26 protein-coding genes and 8 pseudogenes are annotated in these 25,311 nt (G+C 60.4%); 21 read left to right on the forward strand and 13 right to left on the reverse strand.

What is annotated here, in order from left to right:
- Both SO140_RS42020 and SO140_RS42025 read left to right on the forward strand, forming a co-directional pair.
- Positions 1 to 238, forward strand: a 238-nt coding sequence (locus SO140_RS42020; RefSeq protein WP_498543993.1) for a hypothetical protein, incomplete at its 5' end; no start/stop codon positions are given.
- Positions 220 to 396 (forward strand): annotated as a pseudogene (locus SO140_RS42025) (IS630 family transposase); the annotation flags it as partial. The gene SO140_RS42020 and the pseudogene SO140_RS42025, both read left to right, overlap by 19 nt.
- Positions 397 to 470: 74 nt before the next feature.
- Here SO140_RS42025 and SO140_RS42030 read toward each other — a convergent pair.
- The 5 genes and pseudogenes from SO140_RS42030 to SO140_RS42050 all read right to left on the reverse strand — a co-directional run.
- Positions 471 to 842, reverse strand: a pseudogene (locus tag SO140_RS42030) (DUF3147 family protein); the annotation flags it as partial.
- Positions 815 to 1,162 carry a DUF3147 family protein gene (locus SO140_RS42035; RefSeq protein WP_474803319.1) on the reverse strand — a complete coding sequence of 116 codons (348 nt, stop codon included), beginning with the start codon at positions 1,160 to 1,162 and terminating at the stop codon, positions 815 to 817. The pseudogene SO140_RS42030 and the gene SO140_RS42035, both read right to left, overlap by 28 nt.
- A complete protein-coding gene (locus SO140_RS42040; RefSeq protein WP_498543984.1) occupies positions 1,159 to 1,764 on the reverse strand; it encodes a cupin domain-containing protein in 606 nt (201 codons plus the stop codon). Before SO140_RS42040 ends, SO140_RS42035 begins: the two co-directional genes overlap by 4 nt.
- The gene (locus SO140_RS42045) at positions 1,743 to 1,973 is read right to left on the reverse strand and encodes a phosphatase PAP2 family protein (RefSeq protein WP_498543985.1); all 231 of its coding nucleotides are present in this window, start codon (positions 1,971 to 1,973) and stop codon (positions 1,743 to 1,745) included. The genes SO140_RS42040 and SO140_RS42045 overlap by 22 nt, the downstream gene beginning before the upstream one ends.
- A complete protein-coding gene (locus tag SO140_RS42050; protein WP_498543994.1) occupies positions 1,889 to 2,332 on the reverse strand; it encodes a phosphatase PAP2 family protein in 444 nt (147 codons plus the stop codon). The genes SO140_RS42045 and SO140_RS42050 overlap by 85 nt, the downstream gene beginning before the upstream one ends.
- Before the next feature lie 143 nt (positions 2,333 to 2,475).
- Between SO140_RS42050 and SO140_RS42055 the strand changes: the two genes are divergently transcribed.
- The 8 genes and pseudogenes from SO140_RS42055 to SO140_RS42090 all read left to right on the forward strand — a co-directional run bounded on the left by SO140_RS42055 (position 2,476) and on the right by SO140_RS42090 (position 7,313).
- Entirely contained in the window at positions 2,476 to 2,679 is a 204-nt protein-coding gene (locus tag SO140_RS42055; protein WP_474803324.1) for a hypothetical protein, read from the forward strand.
- Positions 2,680 to 2,699: 20 nt separating this feature from the next.
- The gene (locus SO140_RS42060; RefSeq protein WP_474803326.1) at positions 2,700 to 3,098 is read left to right on the forward strand and encodes a low affinity iron permease family protein; all 399 of its coding nucleotides are present in this window, start codon (positions 2,700 to 2,702) and stop codon (positions 3,096 to 3,098) included.
- A 94-nt stretch (positions 3,099 to 3,192) separates the two neighbouring features.
- Positions 3,193 to 3,420, forward strand: a complete 228-nt coding sequence (locus SO140_RS42065; protein WP_474803371.1) for a SemiSWEET family sugar transporter — start codon at positions 3,193 to 3,195, stop codon at positions 3,418 to 3,420.
- 23 nt (positions 3,421 to 3,443) lie between these two features.
- Positions 3,444 to 3,716 carry a cysteine hydrolase family protein gene (locus tag SO140_RS42070; RefSeq protein ID WP_474803329.1) on the forward strand — a complete coding sequence of 91 codons (273 nt, stop codon included), beginning with the start codon at positions 3,444 to 3,446 and terminating at the stop codon, positions 3,714 to 3,716.
- A gap of 155 nt (positions 3,717 to 3,871) precedes the next feature.
- Complete coding sequence (locus tag SO140_RS42075) at positions 3,872 to 4,186, forward strand: hypothetical protein (RefSeq protein WP_474803334.1); 315 nt, start codon at positions 3,872 to 3,874, stop codon at positions 4,184 to 4,186.
- A gap of 105 nt (positions 4,187 to 4,291) precedes the next feature.
- Positions 4,292 to 4,597, forward strand: a pseudogene (locus tag SO140_RS42080) (YciE/YciF ferroxidase family protein); the annotation flags it as partial.
- A gap of 94 nt (positions 4,598 to 4,691) precedes the next feature.
- Positions 4,692 to 5,848, forward strand: a pseudogene (locus tag SO140_RS42085) (YihY/virulence factor BrkB family protein).
- A 442-nt stretch (positions 5,849 to 6,290) separates the two neighbouring features.
- Complete coding sequence (locus SO140_RS42090; RefSeq protein ID WP_474803337.1) at positions 6,291 to 7,313, forward strand: ATP-dependent DNA ligase; 1,023 nt, start codon at positions 6,291 to 6,293, stop codon at positions 7,311 to 7,313.
- Positions 7,314 to 7,424: 111 nt separating this feature from the next.
- Here SO140_RS42090 and SO140_RS42095 read toward each other — a convergent pair whose 3' ends face one another.
- The 3 genes and pseudogenes from SO140_RS42095 to SO140_RS42105 form a co-directional block, all read right to left on the reverse strand.
- Positions 7,425 to 7,640 (reverse strand): con-10 family general stress protein, encoded by a 216-nt coding sequence (locus SO140_RS42095; protein WP_474803374.1) that lies wholly within the window; start codon positions 7,638 to 7,640, stop codon positions 7,425 to 7,427.
- Positions 7,585 to 8,094: pseudogene (locus SO140_RS42100) on the reverse strand (DUF305 domain-containing protein); the annotation flags it as partial. The pseudogene SO140_RS42100 and the gene SO140_RS42095, both read right to left, overlap by 56 nt.
- Positions 8,094 to 9,269 (reverse strand): zinc-dependent alcohol dehydrogenase, encoded by a 1,176-nt coding sequence (locus SO140_RS42105; protein WP_474803378.1) that lies wholly within the window; start codon positions 9,267 to 9,269, stop codon positions 8,094 to 8,096. The pseudogene SO140_RS42100 and the gene SO140_RS42105, both read right to left, overlap by 1 nt.
- A 129-nt stretch (positions 9,270 to 9,398) precedes the next feature.
- Here SO140_RS42105 and SO140_RS42110 point away from each other — a divergent pair.
- Both SO140_RS42110 and SO140_RS42115 read left to right on the forward strand, forming a co-directional pair.
- Positions 9,399 to 10,010, forward strand: a pseudogene (locus tag SO140_RS42110) (SDR family NAD(P)-dependent oxidoreductase); the annotation flags it as partial.
- Between the two features lie 141 nt (positions 10,011 to 10,151).
- Positions 10,152 to 10,430 carry a hypothetical protein gene (locus tag SO140_RS42115; RefSeq protein WP_498543986.1) on the forward strand — a complete coding sequence of 93 codons (279 nt, stop codon included), beginning with the start codon at positions 10,152 to 10,154 and terminating at the stop codon, positions 10,428 to 10,430.
- A 12-nt stretch (positions 10,431 to 10,442) separates the two neighbouring features.
- Here SO140_RS42115 and SO140_RS42120 read toward each other — a convergent pair whose 3' ends face one another.
- Together SO140_RS42120 and SO140_RS42125 are read right to left on the reverse strand one after the other, a co-directional pair.
- A complete protein-coding gene (locus SO140_RS42120; RefSeq protein WP_498543987.1) occupies positions 10,443 to 11,381 on the reverse strand; it encodes an arginase family protein in 939 nt (312 codons plus the stop codon).
- Positions 11,382 to 11,565: 184 nt separating this feature from the next.
- Positions 11,566 to 12,840 (reverse strand): DUF892 family protein, encoded by a 1,275-nt coding sequence (locus SO140_RS42125; RefSeq protein ID WP_498541273.1) that lies wholly within the window; start codon positions 12,838 to 12,840, stop codon positions 11,566 to 11,568.
- Between the two features lie 197 nt (positions 12,841 to 13,037).
- On the opposite strand from SO140_RS42125, the gene SO140_RS42130 reads away from it, so the two are divergent.
- On the forward strand, positions 13,038 to 13,238 hold the full coding sequence (locus SO140_RS42130) for a hypothetical protein (RefSeq protein ID WP_474803348.1): 201 nt from the start codon (positions 13,038 to 13,040) through the stop codon (positions 13,236 to 13,238).
- Here the strand turns inward: SO140_RS42130 and SO140_RS42135 are convergent.
- Both SO140_RS42135 and SO140_RS42140 read right to left on the reverse strand, forming a co-directional pair.
- Positions 13,235 to 14,320, reverse strand: a complete 1,086-nt coding sequence (locus tag SO140_RS42135; protein WP_498543992.1) for an NAD(P)/FAD-dependent oxidoreductase — start codon at positions 14,318 to 14,320, stop codon at positions 13,235 to 13,237. The genes SO140_RS42130 and SO140_RS42135 overlap by 4 nt on opposite strands.
- A gap of 173 nt (positions 14,321 to 14,493) precedes the next feature.
- On the reverse strand, positions 14,494 to 15,999 hold the full coding sequence (locus SO140_RS42140) for an FAD-dependent oxidoreductase (protein WP_498543988.1): 1,506 nt from the start codon (positions 15,997 to 15,999) through the stop codon (positions 14,494 to 14,496).
- A 220-nt stretch (positions 16,000 to 16,219) separates the two neighbouring features.
- On the opposite strand from SO140_RS42140, the gene SO140_RS42145 reads away from it, so the two are divergent.
- Together SO140_RS42145 and SO140_RS42150 are read left to right on the forward strand one after the other, a co-directional pair.
- Positions 16,220 to 16,735 carry a YciE/YciF ferroxidase family protein gene (locus SO140_RS42145; protein WP_474803350.1) on the forward strand — a complete coding sequence of 172 codons (516 nt, stop codon included), beginning with the start codon at positions 16,220 to 16,222 and terminating at the stop codon, positions 16,733 to 16,735.
- A gap of 65 nt (positions 16,736 to 16,800) precedes the next feature.
- Entirely contained in the window at positions 16,801 to 17,328 is a 528-nt protein-coding gene (locus tag SO140_RS42150) for an inorganic diphosphatase (RefSeq protein WP_498543989.1), read from the forward strand.
- On the opposite strand, the pseudogene SO140_RS42155 reads toward SO140_RS42150, so the two are convergent.
- A pseudogene (locus SO140_RS42155) lies at positions 17,325 to 17,790 on the reverse strand (carbohydrate porin). The gene SO140_RS42150 and the pseudogene SO140_RS42155 sit on opposite strands and share 4 nt — an antisense overlap.
- A gap of 1,099 nt (positions 17,791 to 18,889) precedes the next feature.
- On the opposite strand from SO140_RS42155, the pseudogene SO140_RS42160 reads away from it, so the two are divergent.
- From SO140_RS42160 to SO140_RS42185, 6 genes and pseudogenes are all read left to right on the forward strand, one after another.
- Positions 18,890 to 19,098, forward strand: a pseudogene (locus SO140_RS42160) (SOS response-associated peptidase); the annotation flags it as partial.
- Positions 19,099 to 19,109: 11 nt separating this feature from the next.
- Positions 19,110 to 19,352, forward strand: coding sequence for a hypothetical protein (locus tag SO140_RS42165; protein ID WP_474803356.1), 243 nt, complete (start codon positions 19,110 to 19,112; stop codon positions 19,350 to 19,352).
- A 3,364-nt stretch (positions 19,353 to 22,716) separates the two neighbouring features.
- On the forward strand, positions 22,717 to 22,917 hold the full coding sequence (locus tag SO140_RS42170; RefSeq protein WP_498543990.1) for a hypothetical protein: 201 nt from the start codon (positions 22,717 to 22,719) through the stop codon (positions 22,915 to 22,917).
- Positions 22,887 to 23,099, forward strand: a complete 213-nt coding sequence (locus SO140_RS42175) for a CidA/LrgA family protein (RefSeq protein WP_498541266.1) — start codon at positions 22,887 to 22,889, stop codon at positions 23,097 to 23,099. Before SO140_RS42170 ends, SO140_RS42175 begins: the two co-directional genes overlap by 31 nt.
- Complete coding sequence (locus tag SO140_RS42180; RefSeq protein ID WP_474803365.1) at positions 23,086 to 23,811, forward strand: LrgB family protein; 726 nt, start codon at positions 23,086 to 23,088, stop codon at positions 23,809 to 23,811. Before SO140_RS42175 ends, SO140_RS42180 begins: the two co-directional genes overlap by 14 nt.
- Positions 23,812 to 24,676: 865 nt before the next feature.
- Positions 24,677 to 25,311: transposase (locus SO140_RS42185; protein ID WP_498543991.1), on the forward strand; the 635-nt coding region annotated here is incomplete at its 3' end.

Here is a 25,311-nt window from a genome sequence, read left to right on the forward strand (position 1 = left end):
AGAATCAACGGACCTCCGCCTCAGCCAACCATGCCCGCCGTACGTCACGCCATCGTCGATCTCATCCTTCGGCCGCCCTCTCAACGGTGTCCGCACTGCCGAAAACAAATCGTTGAAAAACACTGGCGCAAATGGATTCTGCCAAAGTAGTGCTAGTCATCTGGAACGCAAATTCGTCACATTAGTTGATAGCTCGAATCTTCGTAGAGGAGAGCGCTTGTGGGGAATCCAGGTGTGAGAGGCCGGCCGATCGCGCCGTTAGTGCTCAGTCCGCAGGAGCGCACGTACCTAGAGAGGCAAGTTCGTCGTCATCGTGTTGCCCGGTCGCTATCTGAGCGATGCCGCGCGATCCTGCGATGCGCGGATGGCTTGCCAAGCAAGTCTGTGGCTACTGAGCGCAACTTGCGCCGTGCAAACCAGGCCGCCACCGACACGCATAGCCAGGCCAGCGACGCCCCGACGAACGCGCCGCCGACGCTGCGCTCCACCAGCAGCCAGAACACGAAAGCAAATGCCAGCATTCCGACAGCACCTAAAGCGGCGCCGGCGGCGTCGAGGGCGGCCGCCTCTTGTCCTCGCCGCTCGCCGGAAAGTTCAGCCGCCCGCTTGCGGCGGATCTCGTGCTTCTCGATCAGCGTCGCACTGGCGCAAAAGATCGCAGGGAGCGCCAGGAAAAGGCCGCCGACCGAGGCTCCATAGCGGCTGCTGATGAGACCGGTGAAGAGAGTCGCCGCTCCGCCGAGCGCGAAGCGGATCACGTACTCGTACCAGCGGCTCTCACGCAGAGATGACAGCGAAATTCGAATTGGGGTCGTCATGCCCGTCCTCCCGCGAGCCACCATAGTCCGAAAGCGGCCGCCAACCAGACTATGATCGATAACAGCGTCGCCGGCAGCGCCCGCATGCGCGCTCGCATCAGCAGTTGGCAAACGACGATGCTGTAGATTGCGAGCGCGACGGTATCGCCCATCATCGAAAGGTTCTGCGATGCTGCATAAGATTCGCCATGCTGGTAGATCGCGATGCCGAGCGTGGCGAGCGCGACCGATGGGGCTGCCCCGAACAGGCCGGCGAAGCTCTTGGGTCTCAGCACGTCTCCCAGCATAGCGAACGCCGACACCACGGCCCCGCCGACCAGGAAGCGGATCACGTACTCGGTCATTTCGGTTTCTTCCAAAGCTTCAAAAGCGGGCCGCTCGCACCGTACACCGGGTCCTTACGCGGCGCCGGCACCTTTGGGATCGTCTTCAGCGCTCGCGGGCGGTCCTCGATCGTCGTGCACTCGTCGTAGGTGCCGGTCGGGGGATAGGCGCCGATGACCAGAAAGTCTTCGTCCGCCGAGAGACACTGATGACCGGTCCCGGCCGGCAGGACCGCGACATCGCCGGCCTTGAGCGTGAATACCCGGCCCTTGCTGCCACCGAAGCGCACGCGGCCCCTGCCGCGGCTGATGCCGAGCACCTCATGGATCCGCGAGTGGTAATGAACATAGTCGTATATGCCGTCGCGCCACGTGTCGCCCCAGCCGTTGGCCTCGAAGAGGTCTTCCATGACGGCCGCGGGATCGTGCCCGTCACCGACATCGACGGCGCCTTTGTAGATAACGAACGGCCAGCGCGGATGATTGGGAACGAGTCCATCGTCTTTGAACCGGACCGTATGTGGCTTTCTTGGCCGGACCAGACTTGCGGCTTCGTCCTTGCCCGGACGCCCAAAGCCTGTCGCGCGCTGCACATACTCCTTCACGTCCTCAAGGATTGGCATGATCTTCCTCCTTCCGATCGCAGCGGATAGCCCGTCCAGAACCTGAGCAGTCGTTCGATGAAAGCGCCAAGCGCGAAGCCCGCGACGACATCGCTCGCCCAGTGCGCCAGCACGACGATCCGCGTCAGGGAAAGGCCGACAGCCAGCGTCCGGATCGCTCGTCGCGGTTGGAGCGGCAGCGTGCCCGCCGCGGACGCGAGTGCGCCCATGTGCGGGCATGCCCCGACGGGAAAGCGTCTTCGCGTTGGCCAGAGAACGAGACGCCATGCACGTGGCCGAGCACCGTCCTGCGTTCCGGGCGGGTCTGATCGAACACCGACTTAAGGCCGTGCGGCAGCAGGGAGGCTACGACCGTGACGAGGAGTGCATGATTGCCGGCGCGCTCCAGCCCCTCCGATCTGCCCCGTGACGCGACCCAGCCGGCGACCGCCAAGGCCAACAGAATCTTCTCGTCCGCTCCCCACGTCAGCCCGCGTGATACGGTCTCCGCGCGATGGGTCGTGTTGCGCGCCACTGTCCGCGCAATCTTAACGTCTGTCTTTGTCGGCTTCACAGTAAAAAGGGCCATCACCTCGTCCGCAGCGGCATTCCTGGGTGCCCGCAGTGCCTCGTTCGAGTTGCAGTTGCCATCACAACGTTCCAGCAGAAGCCAAGTTCATTCCCCAGGAACCCCCGCCGCGGACCGGCATTGGAAATGCGTTCGGAGGGATCGTGCGAAAGAAGCGAAACTCGCGTTGGCTGATAGCGAGCGGGGCCGTGATTGCGGCAAGTCTCGCCACCAGCTACATGCTGCTTGGCGGAAAGGACTCCGGCGCAGTCCCCGCCGATTCCGGCGTCACGACCGAGCAAGCTGCCGCCCAGGCCGGTGCGAAGGTTCTTCCAAGCGATCCTAAGCTCAAGGTCGAGCCAAAATAGCTTCAAGGAGAGCAAAGAAAATGCGCGCCAACCTGCCAGTCGGGAATGCTTCGTCGACTTCGCCATCCAAGGGCGGCTGGTTCGCCCGCCTGGCCGTCGCGACCTCGCGCGTTTCGGGCCGGCCGGCGACTTTTCTGCTTGCCGTCGCCGTCGTGGTCGTTTGGGCCGTGACAGGTCCTCTCTTCGGCTTCAGCGACACTTGGCAGCTGGTGATCAACACGGGCACGACCATCGTGACCTTCCTGATGGTGTTCCTCATCCAGGCAACGCAGAACCGCGACACGCTGGCGCTGCAGGTCAAGCTGGACGAGCTGATCCTCGCCACCAAGAATGCGCGGAACCAGATCGCTGGCATCGAGGAGGCTCCGGACGAGGACATCGAGAGCGCCAAAGTCGCGGTCCTCAAGCGGGCTGGCTAGAATAGGAACGGCGGGCGTTCGCCTGTCGTTTTCGCCCCGTGTCTAGCCTAGCCCCTTCGGCGGTGTCGCCGCGTTCCTGGCCTCGCTGTCTTACGTGCCCCAGGTCCGGAAGGCCTGGCCTCGCGGATCCACGGCGGACCTGTCGCTAAGCATGCTGGCCGCGCTGACGCTTGGTCTTTCGCTCTGGATCGTCTACGGCGTCATGCAGGGAGGTCGTCGTAGGCTCGAACCTCGTCCGCGCCACGCTCGCCGGCATCGTTCTCGGTTGCAAGGTCCGCGACTTCTCGCCGACGCAGGAACGACAACCGCGTCCCTCGATTGAGGCAGTCGCTCGAGGAGGGAGCCATGTCGAAAGACGGTGAGCTGAGCTACGGGCCTCCCAGCGCCAGTGCGATCCATATCTGCGTCGACATGCAGCGCATGTTCGCTGAGCGGACGAAATGGAAGATGCCATGGCTCTCGCGCGTTTTGCCGAACATCGTCGAGATCACGGCGGCACATGCCGAACGCACGACCTTCACCCGTTTCATCCCGGCGAAAAATCCCGGTGAGGGTTCCGGGATGTGGCGACGCTACTACGAGCGCTGGAGCTCGATGACCATCAATGCCCGGACATGATCGATCTGGTGCCGGAGCTTGCCCGCTTCGTTCCGCCAGCCCGCACCTACGACAAGCACGTCTATTCGCCCTGGACCGGGAGCGATCTACACGCCCTTCTGCGAACCGCGTCTGTCATACCATTATCGTCACCGGCGGCGAGACGGACGTCTGGCATGACCGCCTCCTATCTCGTGCAGATCCTACTGCCCAAGGGGACGGGCCGCGGCGAAAGGGTACCGCAGGAATGGTTTGAGCATCTTCTCAAAGAGCTCACCGACACGTTCGGCGAGACCACCAGCTTCGTCCGCACGCCGGGGCAAGGCCTGTGGCAGCGCGGCGGCGGCACTGAGCGCGACAGTATTGCGATCGTCGAAGTTATGGCGGACCACCTTCTCACCGACTACCGGCGCGCTCTGCGTGAGAGGCTGGAGACCGAGCTCGGGCAGGAGGAAATCGTCGTCCGCGCCCAGGAAATCGTCACGCTGTGACGCTTAGGAACAGTCCTCGGCGCCAGCGGTTTGCAGGGCGACCCCAACGCAGGAGGACACCATGGGCTTCTTCACCAAGGACATCAAAACGCTTAACGACCTATCAAGGGCCAGATAACGCGGCTCGAAAAGGTCTTCCAGATGCACGGCGTGGAAATCCAAGGAGTCGACTGCCCGGCGATCGACGGCATCTTGGAGGAAGCGAGCGATGTCGCCGGTGACGTCGACGACAAGCAGGTCCTCGACGCGGCGCTCATCGCCGCCGCCCAGGCCGTTGAACACTACGAGATTACACGTTACGGCACTCTGATCGCCTGGGCGAAAATGCTCGGCCGCGACGACTGCGCCTCGGTCCTGCAGCAGAACCTCGATGAGGAAAAGGCGACCGACCAGAAGCTCAACACAATGGCGCTGCGGAGCGGAGCGTCAACCAGAAAGCCGCGTAAGCGCGCTCATAGAGGAGGCCGTGATCAGCACGTGAGCGGCCCTCGCGGGCGGAGGAGCGATGGACGACAAGAAGATAGGGCGCCGCTCGCGAACCGGCCTCTATGGCTTGAGCATCGCTACGGCGCGCGGGCTGATGGCGACCGCATTTCTGATCGAGCGCTTGGTACCAACCAACCAAAAGGATGATCGACGGAAGCCGTCCGAGGATCTTCCTCCGCTATCCGACGCGAAGCGGGATACCTCTCCGGCGGGCCTCGCGGTAGAAGGAGAGGACCGCGGACGTCAGGCCACAACGTCCGCCGAAATCCCCGCGAAAGGATGGAAGGACATCTTATGGCGGGTCTATGCCAACATCGGCGACCACCGCATCCTGGCTTTGGCGGCTGGCATGACCTACTACAGCATCCTGGCGATCTTCCCGGCGCTGGCCGCCCTCGTCGCCATCTACGGGATCTTCACCGGTCCCAGCAGCATCGCGAAGCATCTGGACGACATCGCGAGCTTCGTGCCAGGCGGCGCCATCGACGTGGCGCGCGAGCAGCTCACCCGCGTGAGCTCGAAAGGGGACCGCACTCTCGGACTGACATTCGCCGTAGGACTGGTCATCTCTCTCTGGAGCGCCAACGCTGCGATGAAGGCCCTTTTTGACACACTGAACATCGTGTACGGCGAACAGGAAAAGCGCGGCTTCTTCAAGCTCAACGCCATCTCTCTTTCCTTCACGGTGGCCGGGATCGTGTTCGTGCTGTCGGCGCTTGCCGCCGTCGTCGCAGTACCGGTCGTGCTCAACTATCTCTACCTGTCGAGCTTCGTCGACCTTCTGATCCGGATCGCTCGTTGGCCTGCGATGTTCGTCGCGATCACCTTGGCCTTTCGCCCGTCTACCGCTTTGGACCCAGCCGCGAAGCGCCGCGCTGGCACTGGATCACTTGGGGCAGCTCGGCAGCCACGTTGCTCTGGCTCGCGGCCTCCGGCCTGTTCTCCTGGTATGCGGCCAATTTCGGCACGTTCAACCAGACCTATGGATCGCTCGGTGCCGTGATCGGCTTCATGACCTGGCTCTGGATTTCCGCGATCGTTATCCTGCTCGGCGCGGAGCTCAACGCTGAGATGGAGCACCAGACGGCGCGGGACACCACGACGGGTGCGCCGAAGCCCCTTGGCACGAGAGGAGCCCGGATGGCCGACACCATCGGTGCGAAGGAAGCTGCCTAAAAGGTACTGTCTCGAAGCCAGATCGCGACCGACCAGCGCTTGCAACAATCTTTGTTTTTGCCACCAACCGCTTACCGAAAGAACAAAAGACTGTCGTCGGCGTTCTACCGACATGTCAGACGCTTTTGACTATTTCCGGGCCTACGCCGTCCGAGCTCTTTGCAAGGCGAGATCGATGCCGCAGGGCCAGGATAAGACATCTGCAGCTTGTGGCGGGACGAATTTATAATCTTCTCAAGAAAGAGGCCGCTCTTGGCCCGAATATCCAGCACCTCGAAGACTTTCGGGCAGCACAAAAGCTCGAGAAGTCTCTCGATCGCCGTCCGGATGACGGTTCGAGAACTCATGGTCCCTTAGGCTCGGCGGCGCCGCAGGACACGAGACACGAGGCCAGTTGAGTGCCGTCCCTCGTCCTACAACACCCTGGAGGCTTGAACCTCGCATGCAACTCATGGAAGCCGAATCCGCCGCCCAATTGCCGCGCGGGGCGCAATGGCAATATGAGCCGAAGTGGGATGGCTTCCGCTGTCTTTTGATCCGCGATGGCAGCCAGATCAGCATGCAATCGAAGAGCGGCCGCGACCTTGTTCGTTATTTCCCAGAAATTGCTTCAGCAGCGACCACATTGTCGCCGAACGCGCTTACTCTGGACGGTGAACTGATCGTTGAACGGGACGGCGGCTATTCATTCGACGCCTTGCTTCAGCGCATCCATCCGGCGGCGAGCCGGATCAAGCGCCTCGCCGCGGAGATGCCCGCGATCTTTATCGTCTTTGACTTGTTGCGATCTGGCAAGAGAGACCTTTTCGAGCTGCCACTTATGAAACGCCGTGCCGCCCTTGAAAGACTGTCGCGGCAAGCTTTCGAGGTCGGCGGCGTCTTTCGGCTGTCGCCGGCAAGCCGCAACATCGCAGACGCCGAGGCTTGGCTCAATTCCGTGAACGAGGATCATGACGGCGTCGTCGCAAAGCGCCTCGATCTGCCCTATCGAGGCGGTACCCGAGACGGCATGCAGAAGATCAAGCTTCTTCGGTCGGCCGATTGCGTCGTCGGCGGATTTCGTTACGCCGAAAAGAAGAAGCAGGGCAATCGCAAGGTGGTCGGCTCATTGTTGCTTGGTCTCTACGACAAGGACGGACTGCTGCATCATGTCGGATTTACGTCCGGCATCCGATCGTCCGATCGACTGGCTCTCACCGACCGGCTGGAGAAAATCGTTATCTCGCAGAGCTTCACCGGCAATACACCCGGCGGTCCAAGCCGGTGGTCAACGAAGCGATCTGCTGAATGGACAGCCGTACGTCCGACCTATGTCGTCGAAGTGACATTCGACCACGTCTCGGGTGGTCGGTTTCGTCACGGCACGAAGCTCGTGCGCTGGCGCCCCGACAAGAAGCCATTGCAATGCCGCATGGATCAGCTTCGGCAGAAGGCAGCCAAGCAATCTTTGAAAGCTGTCGGATAGAACGGCTTGACAAGTGCGCGCGGTGAGACACATGCCGCTGATTTCAAGAAATACGAGGCCGGACGTCTTGTTGACGTCCTGGCCTCGCTTGGTTTTCAGTGCTCGAAGTTGTCAGGATTGGCCGCCCTTGCGGCCGGCTTCACTGGCCTTTTCGCGGTCATTGGCGAAGTTGCCCGGATTGTCGGTCGAGCTGCCGCCCTGCTGGTCGGGCTTGCTTCCGCCCTGCGTCTGCTGACCCTGGCCGCTTCTATGCTCGCCACCCTTCTTACCTGCTCGATGTGACCGGCGCGCGACCGAAGGGCCAACGCAACCAGGCGAAGAGGGGATAGATCAAAGCCGACGAGAGATGGACGAGAAAGCCGATCCAGTAGGGCTGTTGCAAGGTGAAGATCGGCTGAAAGAACGGGAACAGTGGCACCAGCCCGAACCACTCCGTTGCCGAGGTCAAGGCAGCCCACGGAATGGCCAGCCAGCCAATAGTGCCTGGCGCGAGACGGCTCGTCCAGCGTCCAAAAACGCCAAAAAATACCAGCGCCCAGGAGAAGTCCGCCCATTGATGAAAGGCGATGCCGAGTGCGATGGCTTGTGCTGTGGGCACAGAACTGAGCATGGCGTCGCGTCCGGGAATAGCAGCGACCGTCATCCAGTCAACCGTCGCGTCCCGCCCCAACTGTGACGCCGCAAGCTGACTGATGAGGGTCGAGAATGTACTGCTGACAAGCCCGAGCTGAGCGGCCGCCAGCCAGTGCGACTTCAGTGGCTTCGCGGCGCGCTCTTCCATCACCCGAACGGCTTCATCACAACCTTGATGCAGCCATCCCGCTTGGCTCGGAATGTCTTGTAGAGTTCGGGACCCTCCTCGAGGGTCGCACGATGGGTGATGACGAAGCTTGGATCGATCTCGCCCTTCTCGATGCGTTGCAAAAGCTTGGGTAAGTAATGCTGAACAGGCGTCTGGGCCATGCGAAAGGTAAGACCGCGATTGATGGCGCTGCCCATCGGGATGTTGTCGAGCATGCCCCCATAGACGCCGACGATGGAGACGGTACCAAAGTTGCGGCAGCACTGGATGGCCTGCCGCAAGACATGCGGGCGGTCAGTCCCCATGAAGGTTGCGACCTTGATGCGGTCAACCATCGAGTCCTTGCTTGCCATGGTCTCGGGCTCGGTACCGACCGCATCGATGCAGGCGTCCGCGCCGCGGCCTTGCGTGAGCTGCTGGATGCGCTCATAGACATCCTCTTTCATAAAATCCAGCGTGATTGCGCCCGACTGCATGGCGAGCGTGAGCCGCTCGGGCACCGTGTCGATGGCGATCACCCGTTCGGCCCCGAGCAGAATTGCGCTCTTGATCGCAAACTGCCCGACCGGGCCGCATCCCCATACGGCAACCGTCTCTCCGCCTTTGAGGCTGCAGAATTCTGCCGCCATGTAGCCGGTCGGGAAGATATCCGACAGGAACAGGACCTGTTCATCGCTCAGGCCGTCGGGAATCTTATAAGGTCCGACATCGGCGTACGGCACGCGCAAATATTCGGCCTGACCACCGGCAAATCCGCCCAGCATGTGCGAATAGCCAAACAGACCCGCCGGCGAATGCCCCCACATTTTCTCGGCTTCTTTCGCATTGGGATTGGAACGCTCGCAGCCTGAGAAGAAACCGTTTTTGCAGAAGAAGCATTCCCCGCAAGCGATGGTGAATGGAACCACGACGCGGTCGCCAATCTTGAGCTTTTTGTTATCCTTGCCGACCTCGACAACCTCGCCCATGGTCTCGTGGCCGAGCACGTCGCCCTTTTCCATAGTCGGCATGATGCCATCGAATAAATGCAGGTCCGAGCCACAGATCGCGCAGGCCGTCACCTTGATAATAGCGTCACGTCCGTCCTGGATCTTGGGATCGGGAACGGATTCACAGCGAACGTCGCTCCTGCCGTGCCAAGTGAGGGCTTTCATGGACCGCTCCAAAGGTTGCGCGACCAACCAAGCCTCAATAATGCGGCTGGTTCCTCCGCCGCTTAGGAACGGTCTCCTCTGTCCCCCATTAGGCTCAAAGCCACGTAAAAGACGAGAGGGAATGCGCCGATGGCCGGACAGTTTGCGATCGTGACCGGTGCCTCAACGGGCATTGGTTTTGAGCTTGCCCGGCTTTGCGCCGCAAAAGGGTACGACCTTCTCGTCGCCGCGGACGAGCCCGGGATCGAGACGGCGGCGGAAGCGCTGCGCAAAGACGTTAACAGCATCGCTGTGGCAGCGCTGCAAGCCGATCTCGCTACCGTTGAAGGCGTCGACAAGCTCTATGAGCTTGCTCAAGGCCGCAAGGTCGACGTGTTGATGGCCAATGCCGGTCGCGGTCTGGGCCATGCCTTTTTGGACCAGGACTGGGCGCGTATCCGTCAGGTAATCGACACCAACGTCATGGGTACGACGTATCTGCTCCATCGCATGGGCCAGGATATGCGCCGGCGCAATGAGGGACAGATCCTTATCACCGGATCGATCGCCGGCTTCACCCCGGGCAGCTTTCAGGCCGTCTACAACGCATCGAAGTCGTACCTGAACTCCCTCTCCTTTGCGCTACGCGAGGAACTGCGCGACACGAAGGTCACTGTCACCTGCCTCATGCCAGGCGCGACTGAAACGCAATTCTTCGCCCGCGCGGAGATGCTCGACACCAAAGTCGGCTCCGAGGACAGACCGAACACCGTCGGCATGCCGTCAGCATGACGGCGGGAGTTCGCGTCCCGCGGCACGCGCGTCCCACCATTGAGCACGGCCAAACGCTTCTCGCGGTCGCCTATTCAGGTCTGACCGGGCCCGCGGTTGGCACGCATTTCTATGGCCCAAGCGAGCTCGGGCCGCGCAATCGGCATCGGTCCGCAGATCGGATTCATCATTCCACTGTCGGAAGGCTACCAGGGCTATCTCAACGTCAGGGGTAAGGATGATGCAGCGATGGTTGCCCGTAAGGGTTTCGAGGCGATGATAAATGGCGAGGGCGATGTCGTCACCGGCCTCAAGAACAAGATCCAGTCGGCCATCGCCAATGTGACGCCAGCTGAAACGCTAGCCAAGCAGCATCGCAAACAAGCCGAGCCCGGAACCGCGAAGTCCTAGGGGCATCACCATTCATTCACTTTTTGCGGTAGACCGCTGACGTGCAATGCATCCGAGAGTAACGCAGAGGATGCGTGCGGCTGCAAGCACGCCCAGACCTCGCACGTCCGCGTCCGGCACCAGCTCCACGAGATCAAAACCAACGATCCGCGCCCGCTGCGTAACGCCATGCAGAAGCTCGACGATATCAAAGTAGCCGAGACCACCCGGCTGTGGGACCAGCACCGCGGGAATGACAGCCGGGTCGAGACCGTCGCAATCGAGGGTAACGATGCAACGGCTGCCCGGCGGGATATGATCGAGAATGGCTTGCACGCCATGTCCCCGTACCGAAGCTGCACTGAACAGCTTCACGCCCCAGGCCCGTGCGGCGGCTAGGTCCTCCGCGCGCGAGCCCCCGATGCCGCGCTGTCCTACCTGGATGATCCGCTCCACCCACGGCATTTCGCTGGCCCGGCGCATGGTGCTCGAAAACGTATGCTTGAGACCGGCGCGCTCGTCCCGCCAGTCGAGATGCGCATCGATCTGCAGAATGGTGAGCGGGCCAAACGGCTCGAACCCCGCGAAGAAAGGAATGGGCACCGAGTCATCGCCGCCAATTAGCATGGGCACGGCGTCCGCCTTCAGAATGCTCGCAGTTGTGGACGTGATCAGCGAGCGGTTCTCCTGCGGTGTCGCCGGATTGGTCGGAAGGTCGCCAAGATCAATCGCCCGCAGTCCTCCCGGTATCAAGGGGCCATCCTGATCGAAATCCCAACGCAATGGATCCCGCGCAATTTGCTCAGTGCTTTCACGAAGCGCCGAAGGAGTCCGGGCGGCATGACTGGTGGTGCCGGGCACATGCGGCGTCGCATCCGGCACACCAAAGATCACAACATCCGCGCCTGAGAGCGTGTCGGTGGTCGCCGCGGGAAGGCCTAGAAGGGTGGCGGGAGTAACCGGATGTGTCATCGGGTTTGTCTCACCTCCCTGGTTCGCGGCGCCACGTTCCTCTTCAACGAGATAGCTCTGTCCATCAGGGTGAGGAGCGATCGACGGCACACAGCGCTTCCGACTAACAGCAGTGGCACGGCGATCGCCCCAGAAGGACAGCTGCGGCAATCACCGTGATACTGCCCGGGATCGCCGTCACCGCTTATTGTTCGGTCTGCTCGACGACAGCTGGCATTTTCGCGACCGACATAAGGGACCGTGCGACCTGATTGAGCAATTGATCGGCGTTTTCCTCCTCCGCCAGCGACTTCGACAGGAGGCTGACGATAGCGCTATGACGAAGCTGCTGGGCGAGATTGCGCGCTGTTGTGTAGCCGGCAATCTCATAATGCTCGACGCGTTGCGCCGCACCGATCAGAGCGAGGTCGGCCGCCGCGTCTTCCTTTTCCTCGCCCTCAGTCATGATTTCCTGACCTTCTTCGACAAGGCCCATCATTCCCTTGCAGGGCTTGGCGCGTGCGGCCTTGCCAAGCAGCTCAAAGCATTCATTGATGCGCTCTATCTGGGTTTCCGTCTCGCCGAGATGCTGTTCGAACAGCTCGCGCAACTGATCGAACCGCGCCGCTTCCGCCATCTTCGGAAGCGCCTTCGTCAACTGCTTCTCGGCGTGAAGGATATCGCGGAGCTCGTCGATCAGCAGATCGCCAAGCCCGGCCTCGTCGACCGGCGATGAGCTTTCGGTGACGATAGCCGACGCGGGACCGGGCTCCCCGGCCTGGATGGCTGGCGATTCCGTGAAGACCCATTCGCCGCCCTCGTTCCAGGGCCCGCGGGTGTCGATCTCACCATGATCGCCGGTGCCGGTGGAGTCGTTAAAGAACTGATCGACGAGGCCCGGCGTCGGCGCAATGCGGCCGATACTGAACGCCGGCTTGCTCATGCTCTCCAGGGCGAGCGAGAATGCCTTCATATGGGTGATTTCGCGGGTCATGAGAAACTGCAAGGCGTCCTTGGTGCCGGCGTCGTCGGTGAAGTTGATCAGGCGTTCGTAGACGATCTTGGCCCGCGCTTCGGCAGCAATATTGCTGCGCAGGTCGACGTCGAGTTCGCCGGTGATCTTCAGGTAGTCGGCGGTCCAGGGATTGCCTTGGGAGTTGAAGAGGTTCACCCCGCCGCCACCTGCGATCGCGATCAGCGGATCGGCCTCAGCCGCCTGGCGATCGAACTTGGCCGGCTTGAGATGCATGCGGGCCAGCGTGCCGACGACTTCCAGATGGCTCAGCTCTTCGGTGCCGATATCCATCAGAAGGTCCTTACGATCAGGGTCTTCGCAATTGAGTCCTTGGATCGAATATTGCATCGCGGCCGCAAGTTCGCCGTTGGCACCGCCGAACTGTTCAAGAAGCATATTGCCAAAACGAGGGTCCGGCTCATCGACGCGGACAGTGAACATCAGCTTCTTGACGTGGTGATACATGGAAAAGCCTCGGGCTAGAAGAGGAGATCTCATTCGAACAGTCACGCGCTACGGTTGTTCCTCTCGTGCCTGAAATGTCGCGGCGTCGATGCCGTTCGCAGCGTTGGACGCTCAGAGACTAGTTGGCCGTGTCCACGCTCGTGGAACGATTGGTCGCCCATAAGCTTGGCTTGCTGGATACTCCGGAGGAGGATGAGATGGACAGCGAAGACGCCTTGGCAAAAGTGAAGGAGGTTTCGGAAGGCGTGCGAGAGACCGCCCGCACGGTTCGGCAAAGCCTGGAAGACGGGCAGCCGCCGGGCCAGGCGCTCGCTTTTCTGCGGGATGTGGTGCGAGAGGCGCCGTTGCCCTCGCTGGTCGTCGCCTTCATGCTGGGCTGCCTGATCGCGCGTCGTTAGCCGGGAATATCCCGGTCAATCGCAAGATCATCGAGCAGGGACGAAGAGGCTCCGGCAAACAACGCGGCCAGAAGTTCCGCTGCGAGGAAGCTGAAGGTAATGCCGTTGCCACCATAGCCAAAGGCGGCAAAAGTATTGTTGCAGCCCGGTACCCTGCCGATCAACGGCAAGCCGTCACGGGTGGTATCGAAGGCGCCCGACCAACGGAAGTCGACCTGGTCCGATGCATGCGGCCAAAGAGCCTTCAGATAATTCTTAAGCGCGGCCACCTTTGCCGGCGTGGCGTCATTACGAGCGTCAGGCTCGATGAGCGCATGATCATCCTCGCCACCAAGGATAATGCGGCCATCAGCGGTGGTCCGCGCATAATGATAGTTCCGGCTTGCCTCCCAGATCAGGGCCTGTTCGGGCCATAGATGGCTCGGCTGCCGCCGGGTCGCGATAGCCCAGCTGGAAGCGGGCTGCTGCCTCCTGGGCCGCACAATATCAGGCATCACATAGCCAGTCGCGAGCACCACGTGGCGCGCGTCGATCGAAAGCCCACTTTCAAGGCCGACGGTTACGTTCTGGGCCGTACTATCGTAGGCAACTGCATTAGCCTTTAAGAGGCGGGCGCCGCGCCTTCGGGAAACATCAAGCAGGCCATGCGTGAGCAGCACCGGATCGGCGTCGGCCGCGTCCCTCGACAACAGAGCGCCCGCCCGGGCGATGGCGAAGCGCTTGAGCAGCGCGGCATGATCGAGTTGGAAGGACGGCAGATCGGCGCGGCCTCTCAGCGCATATTCATCCTGAACAAGCTTCGGATTGTCATCGACGGCGAGATAGAGCGAAAGACGCGGCCGCATCTGGCAGGCAATTCCAAGATGCGCAACCAGGGATAGCAGGCCTTGCGCCGCCTGATGGCTGGCCCGATAACAGCGCACCGCCTTCTCGAAACCATAGAGCTGCGTGAGTTCAAACAGCGGACGATCGATTTCCCAGAGCAGCATGGCGGTGCTGGCCAACGTGCTACCGAGACTGGGAAGCTCGCGATCGATGATGACCACCTGGTGGCCTTGCCGTGTCAGGCGCTCGGCCACCAGCACACCGGTAATGCCGGCGCCGATGATCAGAACCTCACAACGAAAGCTGTCAGAGATCGGCTCGATTGGCGGCGGCGGCAGAACGGCCCAGGGTATACGCGGGCTGCGCAGATCGTCCTGCTCGATGTCATCGTCCTTGAAGATGGAACGCTCCCCGCCTTAATCAGATTTCGTTAGACCTTCGCGGGGCGTAAGGCCGACACGGCCGGAGCATTGATCGGCTGGCCGTTGGGCGCAAAGATCGAACCGTGGCACGGGCAGTCCCAGCAGCTCTCAAAGCTGTTCCAGTGCAGATGACAGCCGATATGGGTGCAACTGGCCGCATGAAGATGCAGTTCGCCAGCCTTGTCCTTGTAGGCGGCGATCTTTTGGAGCCCCCGCCGCAGGATGGCGCCCTCACCCGGCTGAAGCTCTTCGAGCGAAGCGATTTCACCCGGCGCGACGTATTCCGCTAGATTTTGCAAGATCGTGATGTTCTCGCGCAGGAAATTGCGCGCCGCTGCGAGCGGTTTGCGATCCGGCGCGTAGACGGACTTCCACGGATGGTCTTCGCCCAGAATGAGAGACGTATTCAACATGGCGCCCATGACGCCATGGGTCAAACCCTGGCCTGAATCGCCCATTGCGAGGTAGATGCGCTCGCTGCCGGGCTCGCGGCCGATGAAGCCGGCATAGTCGATCGTATCGAGAACCTGGCCCGACCAGCGATGGGTGACGGGGCCAAGGGCCGGGATCAAGTCGCGCGCCCAACTTTCCAGGCGGGCAAACCGCCGATCGGCATCATTGGCCTCGCCGCTCTTATGGTCTTCGCCGCCGACAAGAACGAAATCATGCTCGTCTGGGCCCGTTTGCAGCCGCACATAGTGGTAGGGATCTTCGGTGTCCCAATAGAGCGCATCGGGAAGCTCGCCCCGCGCTATGGCGAACGCGAGCACGTAGGTACGGTAAGGAGCCACTTTCGTGTGCAGTTGAAAGCGGTCGGCGATGGAGGCGTTGGTCGCGATCACGGCATGCGCGGCGGTGATCTGCCCTTGCGAGGTTCGCAGCGTGACGGCGCCGTCTAGTTCGGCAACTTCTTCCACCGGGCTGTTGGCAAAGAAGCGGACGCCGCCGCTCTTGCAAACGGCGGCAAGTCCGGCGAGATATTTGAGGGGATGGAATTTCGCCTGGCGTGGATATCGAAGGACGTGCCGGTCGTCGCAATTTTTGAGAGGCACGCCGACCAGCCGGTGAACCGGTGCTCCAACCTCGCGCACCGCTTCCAGCTCCTCGTCGAACATGTCGGCCGGCATGCCGTTGCCCTGAAACAGATAGCCGTCAAGACGAAGGAAGTCACAGGCGATTTTCTCGCTGGCCTGGATGTCCTCGATCCTGTCGACGGCGGCGGCCTGACTTTCGTAGAACAGCTTGGCCGCCTCGACGCCGCGCAAACTTTTGAATTCGCTCATCAGATCATCGCAAAGAGGCGCGAGATGCGCCGAAGTCCGCGCCGTCGTGCCGCTGGCGATACCTTTGCGGTCGATGACGATGACCGACCGGCCGCGCTTCATGAACTCGTAGGCCGTTGAGAGCCCGGCAATCCCGGAGCCAACGACGGCGACATCGCAGTGCACATCGCCTTTTAGCGCACCCGCCTCGGGCAGGATTTCGGTCTCCATCCAGAGCGAGGTGCTGACCATGCTGAACTCCAGCTAAAGAGGCAAAACGCGGGCTGTTTGCGCAGGTTCCTACGGGCGCGTGGGCGGCCGCCTCCCCCAGGCTTCAGGGATGATCGGTGCGCGACAGCCCGTTGAGCAGCTCACGCTCCGGGACCGCACTCGCTCACCCCGGCAGCGGCAAGAGCGAGGAACAAAGCCCTGTCGCCGCCGTTCCATCGCTTTGAATTCGAGGAGCGACGTCATGGGACTATTCACGAAAGACATCAAGACGATGGATGACCTGCTCCTGCATGGCTTGCAGGACATCTATTATGCGGAGCAGCAGATCACCAAGGCCTTGCCGAAAATGATCGACAAGGCCACCAACCGGGATCTGGCCACAGGTCTCAAGAACCATCTCGAGGAGACCAACAAGCAAATCGAGCGTCTCGAAAAGGTGTTCGAGAAACTCGGCCAATCGCCGAGTGGCACGCAATGTCCGGCCATCGACGGCATCATCAAGGAAGCGGACGAGACGGCCGCCGAGATCGAAGACAAGACGGTGCTCGATGCGGCGATCGTCGCCAACGCGCAGGCCGTCGAGCATTACGAGATATGCCGGTATGGTACGCTGATCGCTTGGGGGGGAGAACTCGGCCACGACGATATCGTGCGTTTCCTGACCACGAACCTCAACGAAGAGAAAGCGGCGAACGCCAAGCTCAACACGGTTGCGTTGCGCAAGGGCGTCAACAAGAAGGCCTCCACCGCCGCCTGATTGGCAGAGCCCGGCGGGTCGATTCCGCCGGGCCCGCTACTCCTTACGAGGCCAAGTCATCCGCCATGACCAAACTAACAAAACTGCCGAGCTGGGCCGACGACAACAATATCTTCGCCGTGGTCGAGACGCCGCGCGGTAGCTCGTGCAAGCTCGATTTTGATCCCAAGCTTGGCGTTTTCGCTTTGGCGAAGCCACTGATGGCAGGCCTGACCTATCCTTATGATTGGGGGTTCATTCCCTCGACCAAGGCCGAGGATGGCGATCCGCTGGATGTGCTGATCCTGCATGATGCGCAGACCTATCCAGGCGTCGTGCTGCGCTGTCGACCAATCGGCATTCTCGAAGTCGAGCAGAAGAAAAAGGGCAAGAGCGAGCGCAATGATCGCGTGTTTGCGGTGCCCGACCGGTCACCGCTCGAAGCGGATCTCAAGGATATCCGTAGTCTTCCCACCCATGCACGCGACGATCTCGAACAGTTCTTTCGGGCGACGAATGCGTTGGAGAACAAAGAGCTGCAATTCCTCGGTTGGCATGGACCGAACCGCGCGACCAAGACCATCAAGCGGCTGGCCCGCCGAGCCGCGAACTAGAACTTCAGGGTCGTACGCAAGCCGCGCACGGTTGCGTTATGAAGAATGTTTCCGGGCACTGCACTGGAGGGGCTCGTGGCACCTCCACTCGGGTGGATGATGTATTGCAGGTTGGGCTGCAACGTCCACCCGTCCCTGATCTGGTATTGATAGACGGCTGTCAGAAGGCGCTCGAAACTGCGCATCGGCCACGCGGAATCTAGAAAAGTACGATGCTCGGTATCGAGCGCCTGTGCGCGTTTCGACATGCGCGTAGCCTGCCGCGATTCCGAACCTATCGTCGGGACGGCTTTCGTTGAGACCAATGAATTCAATACCGGAGTCGGCGTAGCGGTCGATCAGATTACGGTCGGCCGGCGCGTCCGAGATGCGCGCAAAAATGCCGATCCCGCGGTCGGCGCTGTTCGGTACGCGATAGAGCTTTTGTCGAACACCGTCTCCGCGAAGGGTCCCGCCGAGCACCTGTCAGTAGTCAGACGGCATCAGGCAGAAAGCGAAGGCGCCAGCCGAGTACCGGGACCGCATCGCGTGGCTGTCCGGCTCGTGCCGCAGAGGCGCATGATTTTGGTGCGGGATAGCGCGTGTGGTCCCACACGTCGGCGGGCTTCATAAAGACCGTTTTAAAATTCAAAGTGCGAGAATCACGATGGCAAGTATCGTGACAAAGGCCGTAGTGTAAGGGACTAGATTGCCGATAGACCGGGACAGCCGGCGCGCTTCGTCCTTCAGGTTTGGATAAGCGATCCCGGAAACCGGTCCGGAGAACTCGGACGTCGCTGAGCGCGCTCGGGATGCGTAGGCCGAAGGGGTTTCACCTTCGGCCCCGACATTCGCATCCATGACCATCGAAGTGAAACCTATCGTTAGCGACGTTGCGGGAGCGGCCAACTCACTCAGCGTGGATTTTGCCCGCGACAGGAAAGCGGCATCCGACGCTATGTCCCAGTTCTTGTCGTAATATGGCAACTGAGATCTGATTTGATAAATGCGCCGCACCGCTGTAGTGGGGACGCCAAATCTCGCTCAATGCCGGTCGCCTCCGCCTTTTCGGTGACGGCCTGCGATTGAGCAACGGCCTTTGAAGGGACTACGGGCCATACGAGACCCTCAGGTTGTGTTGCGAGGTAGTCGAGCAAGACAAAGTGTTTCGGCGAGTTCTGGGGCTAACCGAGCAAAGGGTCGATCTGATTCGACCGGAAGCGAAGAGTCGTCCAAATCTGGCACTTGCGACCCCTCAGAGACAGGTAAGAAATGGGTCTATATTGAGACCAGAATCTATCCCCGGTGGCCAATAATCATCGAACGTCTGTTATACCCGCCGATCCTCCGAGCCTGCAGTGTGGTCGATGTTTGTCAAGCTGTCCATGGGCTGATAGGCTGCGGGTAGCTGCGTTTCGGCGTGGCACCGGCCTCAGTAGGAGTCCGGTGTGAGGGGAGTGGGTAACCGGATTATAAATCGTCGCCCCATCGTTGCTGCCCACCAATCGTGAGCAGACGTCCGTCAGAAAGAGACGCCAGTCCCTCGCAAAACATCTGATGGGAAGGCGAAGCGACCGCAGATGTGTTCGCCTTCCTGACCAGCGATCCCAACGCCGAGGTCAAACGCGTCCACCCCAAGGCCATACGGTGATCCTGACGACCGACGAGGAGCGCGACGTTTGGATGCGCGCGCCATGGGATGAGGCGAAGGCGTTGCAGCGGTCGTTGCAGGATGACGCGCTGAAAATTGTAATGCGCGGGGCGGATAAAGAAGATCGCGCGGCCGCATAATTGGGGCAGACTTGACACTGGCAGAACTCGCAAGGATCGCGCCACTTGGTACCGTGGTCATCGCGCTCAGCGCGCTGGGGGTTGCGATGTGGTCGTTGTTGACCCAGAAAGCAATCGCCCGTCGGCGCGCAGCGATCGACTTCTTTCTCAAAACAGAGATAAATGAAAAACTGTTGATCGCTTACGACAGGTACAGGAGTGCAGTAGGCGTGCTGCGAAATGTCAACCATTTGCGCATTCTGCAAAACCGATGACTATCACCACGTACGGAGCTATTTGAATGTGCTTGAACTGATGGCGGTAGGTATCGAGAACAGCACCTTTGAGAACGTATCTGTTACGTCTACTGGAAAGGCTTCGTCCTAGACGCGATGCGAGACACGGCCAAACTGATCGACCATATCCGAATTCAGCACAACGCGGACCTTTACTTCCGGAGCTTTCGCCAACTTCACTACCGTTGGATGACCAATCCGGAGCTTGCTCTACGTTGGCAGCATAGGGGACCTCCGTTGCGGCGCGGACCGATACCGCTCACCCCACCACAATAGGTCATCCGAGCACTACTGCCGATGCTCCCACGCGCGTGTTCAAAATCGCATCGCTTTTTCTTGCGGCATCGATCGAAGCGGCAGTCCCCGCTGATCTAATCGGCCGCGCCGGCATCATTGACGGCGACACCCTCGAACTCCACGGCAGGCGCATCCGGCTCTGGTGCATCGATGCTCCGAGAGCAGTCAGATTTGTCGGGGGCGATAGCCTGGAATATCGATGCGGAGCGAAGGCGGCCAACGAAATGGCGGCATTCATCGGTAGTCGGCCCGTTTCATGCACGCCGATGAGCCTCGCGGTTACGGGCGCACGGTCGCTTCATGTGCGGTCGGCGGCGCCAGGGATTTTGCGAAAGCGCTTAGGAGCGATGAGTTTGAGTTGCGCCCGGGGCTGTTAGCCACCGGACCGAAGCAGATCCACGGCCTCAGCTAACCGGTCCGCTGCTTGCACGGCACTCGGCATGGACTGCTTTTCGGAAGGCGGCGAGCCGACAGAATTGACTGTCAGCCCCCTACCAGCGGCGAGAACAGCTATCACAATCGCAGCGAGATATCGGTCCTCATAGCGATGGTCCCTCCATTTGTGGGGTGCCCAGAGCGCGCGTTCAGAACACCCCGATCAAGGCGAAGAAGCCGATTTCGATTAGGAAAGTGACGGACATGATGGCGACCGTAAGAAACGCGTCGCGCACCGATATGGTAGCCATGGCATGCCTCCGCCTCGGGCAGCCCCTTCGATAAATTCGCCTATGATAAAAAAGTTTCGGGTTCCGCCGGATCGCGGCAAGTACCTTCCGCGTTACGACGGCGACGGCAGGAAAAACAATGAAGCTTGCTCATAAAGCCAACGGTGGCAGCCATGGCGAAGCCCCTTCCGCTCCAAGACCCTCACCTGACCGAAGCTTTAGAACTCGACCATTGTCGGGCGATCTGCGAGGAGACTGGTGAGCGGCTTCAGCATAGCCTCGCTCGCAACACCTCACCGTTACCGACGCGTCTGCGAAAATTGGTCAACCGGATTGCCGAACTGGAAGGCAACGCGCCTCCACTCATTCCCGACTGCGATGACAAACTACCAGCCCGGGAGCGCCCGAAGCGCGGGCGGAACTTTTGGTGGTTCCCCTAAAAGAGGGACGGCCACAGGCAACCATGGTCTCCGAGACCGCGGCGACGCTTAGTGCATGGCCGCATCCATATCGAGAAGATCAACGCGCCGTTCCTCTACGCGCTCAAGGCCACCGGCGGGGAATTCCGTGCGGGCAGATGGCAGTCGAGCTCGGCTGCACGAGAGCGGAACCTACGTCAAGCTTTTGAAGACAAACTAACAAGCGCCGATCGATCTTCTTTGGTTCTCAGCGGACACACCCTGAATGTGCTTTGCCGGTTGTAAAAGAACAAAGCGTGTCTTGCTCGCCTGCATGCGGTGTTGCTTAGATCCGCAGAAGCAGATTAAGGCTTCTCGTTCCTGCCTACATAGTGATTTCGGCGCGAGTGGCGGCGGCCGTGCATGTGGACGGCCCGGGCGCTTCTGCCAGCCTCCAAGCGCCGGGGCCGGTCCTCCTTTACAGACCGAAGCAAAAACGCCGCCCGCTTAAATGTACCGCGGACGGCGGCGTTCCAGCCCCGGGGTGGGGATGATGCAAAACTCCCGGTACCAATTAGTCTGATTGTACTAGGCGAAGGTTCAACCAACTGCCACTTTTTCCGATTTCGCATTTGTAATGTCTAATCACACCACGATCTGCGCGGTGGACAGTTTAAGATCTGGCTGACGTTGCGCCCGCGACTTAGCTTGAGCAGAAAGTATCGGCCCAGCCCAGCCATGGCGCGATGGGGCGTGAGCTCTGAAGCGAGACCGCAGCCCGCGTCCGTCCCGACCTTAATTCAGCTTCCGGGCGCAGCTTCCTAATGATCTCCGCAGATCAGGCGTCGAGCCTCTTGCCAGAGCTGCATTGCCCCACGCTAAGCCTCTCCGGCGACTGGTATCCCAGACGCCAACACCGAACAGCAACCATTTTCCAGAACCGGCGAAGCAATCCGGAAACACCTGAGCTAACCTCCTGACACTGACCAACGGGGATTTCGGTCATGTGGGCACTCATTGAAGATCTATATCGAGATTATTGCCTGACGCGGTTGCAGGAGATCCGGAAGTACGAGCTTTCGCATTAGGCCATGGCTCGCATCCAACGATCTCTGGTCGCCTCCACCTTCTTCACCGCCATCGCGACAGCAATTGCCGTCGGGGCAACCCACCTGAGCCGTCGCATCCAAAAAAGCAAGTGGCCCACGTCTTAAAGCAATCCTGAAACGCTTTTAACTCTTCGGAGTAAGGCAATGCAGGAAAATAAAATCATTCAATTCCGTGATCTCGACGAGATCTTGTACAACGCTCAACTTCGGCGCTCCTCCGATCTTGGTCGGTGGCTACAGCAATATCTAGAAGATCGTCGCGAGGCCCGCCGACAAAGAGACCGAGCGAAATCGCCAACAATGGTCACAAGCCTTCACCGATCTGTCTAGCAAGCGCCTTGCGCCGAGCTACCTCGACAGACGGATTCGATTTATGCGATCTGGCTGGCGCGCAGTCTCCGTAAAAGTAATCGACCCGAACGTCGGGCAGCAAGTCGGAATAGTCCAAGACGTCCAGATTGGGTGAAGGCCCGCTCTGGCTAAGAATCAGACGTCAAAATTCTTTTCTACGATCGGTGTGAGCGGCTTCACACCATCGTTGGAGTTTCTGTCGCAAGATCGTCTCGCATTTTCAAACGCAGCATGGGGAGTGTTGCCATGAACATTGCAGAACACGCGATCATTCGACCGCACCTCGCTATTCAAAATCACTGGATCACATATTCGTATGCGGCTTTCGCGCTCGTCGCGCTCGCTGTGATCTACCTCGCATCCGCGGGGCCCGGATTCTCCGAAACAGAGTTGGCAAAGGCCATCGCATTGCCATGATAGGTGGCGATTGCCACCGAACGCTGTCGCGGCGTTCAGCTAGATACAGGACGCCCCGGCGAAACCAGGCAACGCTTATGCCGCGTGCCCTTTGGAGGCTGTCGCTATGCTTGAGCAGATTGCGCGAGTCCTCGGTTGGCTTTGCATCGGTGAAATAGCCGCAAGGTCGGGTTTGCTGCCCCTTCCCGCGCCCGTCACGGGCCTGATCTTGCTCTTCGCGGAAAGCTTCCAGACGATCTGGGTGTCCTTGCGGATCGGCTGCTTCAATTTCTGGGCATGCTTTTTGTACCGGCTGGCGTCGGCGTAATCGCCTATCTTGGTGTCCTCAAGACCGAGGTGCTTCCGATCTTGGCGGCCGTGATTGGTGGCACAGCGATAACTCTTTCCATCACCATGGTCGTTGTGAGCCGGCTTGGCGTCACAGCAACGAAAGCTCAAAAGCACGAATCCGACCGGCTTGAGGGAGCAACTCGTGATGTCCAGCCTTAGCCATCTCACCAGTATGACCTGGACTGGCCTGGCGGACAGACCCATCCTGGAAACCGCCGCGACGGTCTTTGCCTTTCTCGCGGCCAGTCGCATATCGCGCCTCGGTGGCAATCATCCTTTGCTAAATCCGACACTACTCGCGATTATTCTTATTTCACTCGGCCTTGAAGCAACACATATTCCTTACGAAACGTATTTGCACGGCGCTGACGTGATACAATTTATGCTGGCGCCTGCAGTCGTTCTACTCGCAGTACCTCTATTTCGGCAGAGGGCTGTTATTCGTGCGTCCGCGCGTCTAATTGCGGTAGGCCTCGTGGTCGGATTGCCCGTTGGCGTGATGAGCGCTGTCGGACTCGCGTGGATGCTCGGAGCGAGCTCGCAGACGATCCTCTCGATCGCACCTAAGTCGGTGACGGCGGGGATCGCTGTCGGCATTTCCGAGCAGATCGGCGGCCTTCAGACGCTTACGGTCGTGTTGGTCATCATGACGGGCATCACAGGTGCCGTCCTTGGGCCGATCATTGCGCGCCTTGCACGGATCGATGACCCGCGCGTGGTGGGTTTGACGATGGGCATTGCCTCACACGGAATCGGAACCGCGCGCGCTCTCCAGATCAATGAGGTCGCTGGTGCGTTTTCTGGACTTGGCATGGGTCTGAATGGGGTGCTGACAGCGATCCTGCTTCCATTGATATGCAGACTGCTCTGACTGGCTGGTCCAGCGCGGAGACTGAGGCCGCCAGTTGTGCCCAGCGTGAAACCGGCGGGCCGCGATATTTTGCAAACCGGCGTCGGCGCCTCTTTGATCGCGGCATGCGTAGACCTGTCCGCCCGAAAGCGGGACATATGTGCAGCTCTTGAATGGCCGAGACTAGGCTGAACGCCCGCGCGAAGTCGGAAAGGTCCTGACGGATATTGCCTGCAGTTTTGCCGGGGCCGTTGGAGGTAGCTTGAATAGGGTGGACCGCGGATCACGCATAGACGGTCGGAGACCTTGCTCCGTCCACTTCTGGATAGACTAAAAGCGCAGCGCGGATGGCGATTCTTGAAGCTTACAAGGAACGAAGAACTTCGGAAGCAGGTTGTAGGCGCAGTACCTGGTCCCCGTCAGGTACCCGCGTGACGAATGGCCCCAGCTTGTCCCCCCTGAGCTGGGGCCTCTTCTTTGCCCGCGAGGACGGGCTTGTCACAAACCTGTGGCATGACCATTGCATAGTCAAAATCAACTGGGATTTGCCCAGTTAGAAAATACCGCGCTGCCGGGATCTGTATTTCCCGCCCGACAGCGCCTTTTTCAGGAACGTATTTTCGGAGCACCCATGCCATCGAACACCATTGAATTGATCGTTTCCGCTTATGTACGTTTGAAGAACCGCCGAGCATTGGAGGACATGCGTGAACTTCGGCGCCAGTTGCTCGGAGGCCTACAAGCCACGCCGCCCGGCATCAATCCGCGTCCGGCTTTGAAGCACGTTGAAGAGGACCTGCGACTAATAGTGTCGCGCGCCATGGAAAATTGCCCCCTCGGCGTCATGAGGAATTGCCCCCTCCTTGGATAGCCGAGGAGAGAGCGAATGAACGAGGAACGAATCACGGAAGGCTCGTCGTGGAGTGATCCACGGGGGCAGGTGATGAAGACGCCGGATGACGTGGCGGAGATGTTGCGCCTGAGGGCGTGCGGGTGGGGTCTGAAGCGGATTGCGCGCCAGCTGTGCTGCAGTCATCACACGGTGAAGGACTACGTGGCGGCGGGCGGGGTGAAGGCGTTCAAGTCGCCTGAGCGCCCGAAACGGCTGGATGGCCTTGAGGGTTGGCTGCGCGAGAGGCTCATTCGGCATCGCGGCAATGCGGATGTGGTGCGCCAGGACCTGTTGGCCGAGAAAGGCGTGGCAGTCAGCCGGCGAACGCTGCAACGGGCCGTGCAGCCCTATCGCCAGGCGCTGAAGGCGGAGGCATTGGCAACGACGCGGTTCGAGACGCCCCCGGGCCGACAGCTGCAGATCGACTTCGGGGAGCGTCTGGTCGAGATCGGCGGGGTGAAGGTCAAAGCATTAGTGTTCGTTGCGACGCTCGGGCATTCGCGACGGCTGCATGTGCGTTCGTTCCGGGCCGAGAAGCAAGAGCACTGGTTCGCCGGGCTCGAGAGCGCGTTCACGACCTTCGGCGGCGTGCCGGAGGAAGTGCTGATGGACAATCCACGCGCGCTCGT

It is taken from the genome of Bradyrhizobium sp. UFLA05-108, from assembly GCF_059803455.1.

What these genes read in the sequence shown, in the direction of transcription:
- SO140_RS42035 (WP_474803319.1), bottom strand. Translation starts at nt 1,162, where the DNA reads ATGACCGAGTACGTGATCCGCTTCCTGGTCGGCGGGGCCGTGGTGTCG.
- SO140_RS42040 (WP_498543984.1), bottom strand. Translation starts at nt 1,764, where the DNA reads ATGCCAATCCTTGAGGACGTGAAGGAGTATGTGCAGCGCGCGACAGGC.
- SO140_RS42045 (WP_498543985.1), bottom strand. Translation starts at nt 1,973, where the DNA reads ATGGGCGCACTCGCGTCCGCGGCGGGCACGCTGCCGCTCCAACCGCGA.
- SO140_RS42050 (WP_498543994.1), bottom strand. Translation starts at nt 2,332, where the DNA reads ATGGCCCTTTTTACTGTGAAGCCGACAAAGACAGACGTTAAGATTGCG.
- SO140_RS42060 (WP_474803326.1), top strand. Translation starts at nt 2,700, where the DNA reads ATGCGCGCCAACCTGCCAGTCGGGAATGCTTCGTCGACTTCGCCATCC.
- SO140_RS42070 (WP_474803329.1), top strand. Translation starts at nt 3,444, where the DNA reads ATGTCGAAAGACGGTGAGCTGAGCTACGGGCCTCCCAGCGCCAGTGCG.
- SO140_RS42075 (WP_474803334.1), top strand. Translation starts at nt 3,872, where the DNA reads ATGACCGCCTCCTATCTCGTGCAGATCCTACTGCCCAAGGGGACGGGC.
- SO140_RS42090 (WP_474803337.1), top strand. Translation starts at nt 6,291, where the DNA reads ATGCAACTCATGGAAGCCGAATCCGCCGCCCAATTGCCGCGCGGGGCG.
- SO140_RS42105 (WP_474803378.1), bottom strand. Translation starts at nt 9,269, where the DNA reads ATGAAAGCCCTCACTTGGCACGGCAGGAGCGACGTTCGCTGTGAATCC.
- SO140_RS42115 (WP_498543986.1), top strand. Translation starts at nt 10,152, where the DNA reads ATGGCCCAAGCGAGCTCGGGCCGCGCAATCGGCATCGGTCCGCAGATC.
- SO140_RS42120 (WP_498543987.1), bottom strand. Translation starts at nt 11,381, where the DNA reads ATGACACATCCGGTTACTCCCGCCACCCTTCTAGGCCTTCCCGCGGCG.
- SO140_RS42125 (WP_498541273.1), bottom strand. Translation starts at nt 12,840, where the DNA reads ATGTATCACCACGTCAAGAAGCTGATGTTCACTGTCCGCGTCGATGAG.
- SO140_RS42130 (WP_474803348.1), top strand. Translation starts at nt 13,038, where the DNA reads ATGGACAGCGAAGACGCCTTGGCAAAAGTGAAGGAGGTTTCGGAAGGC.
- SO140_RS42140 (WP_498543988.1), bottom strand. Translation starts at nt 15,999, where the DNA reads ATGGTCAGCACCTCGCTCTGGATGGAGACCGAAATCCTGCCCGAGGCG.
- SO140_RS42145 (WP_474803350.1), top strand. Translation starts at nt 16,220, where the DNA reads ATGGGACTATTCACGAAAGACATCAAGACGATGGATGACCTGCTCCTG.
- SO140_RS42150 (WP_498543989.1), top strand. Translation starts at nt 16,801, where the DNA reads ATGACCAAACTAACAAAACTGCCGAGCTGGGCCGACGACAACAATATC.
- SO140_RS42170 (WP_498543990.1), top strand. Translation starts at nt 22,717, where the DNA reads ATGCTTGAGCAGATTGCGCGAGTCCTCGGTTGGCTTTGCATCGGTGAA.
- SO140_RS42175 (WP_498541266.1), top strand. Translation starts at nt 22,887, where the DNA reads ATGCTTTTTGTACCGGCTGGCGTCGGCGTAATCGCCTATCTTGGTGTC.
- SO140_RS42180 (WP_474803365.1), top strand. Translation starts at nt 23,086, where the DNA reads ATGTCCAGCCTTAGCCATCTCACCAGTATGACCTGGACTGGCCTGGCG.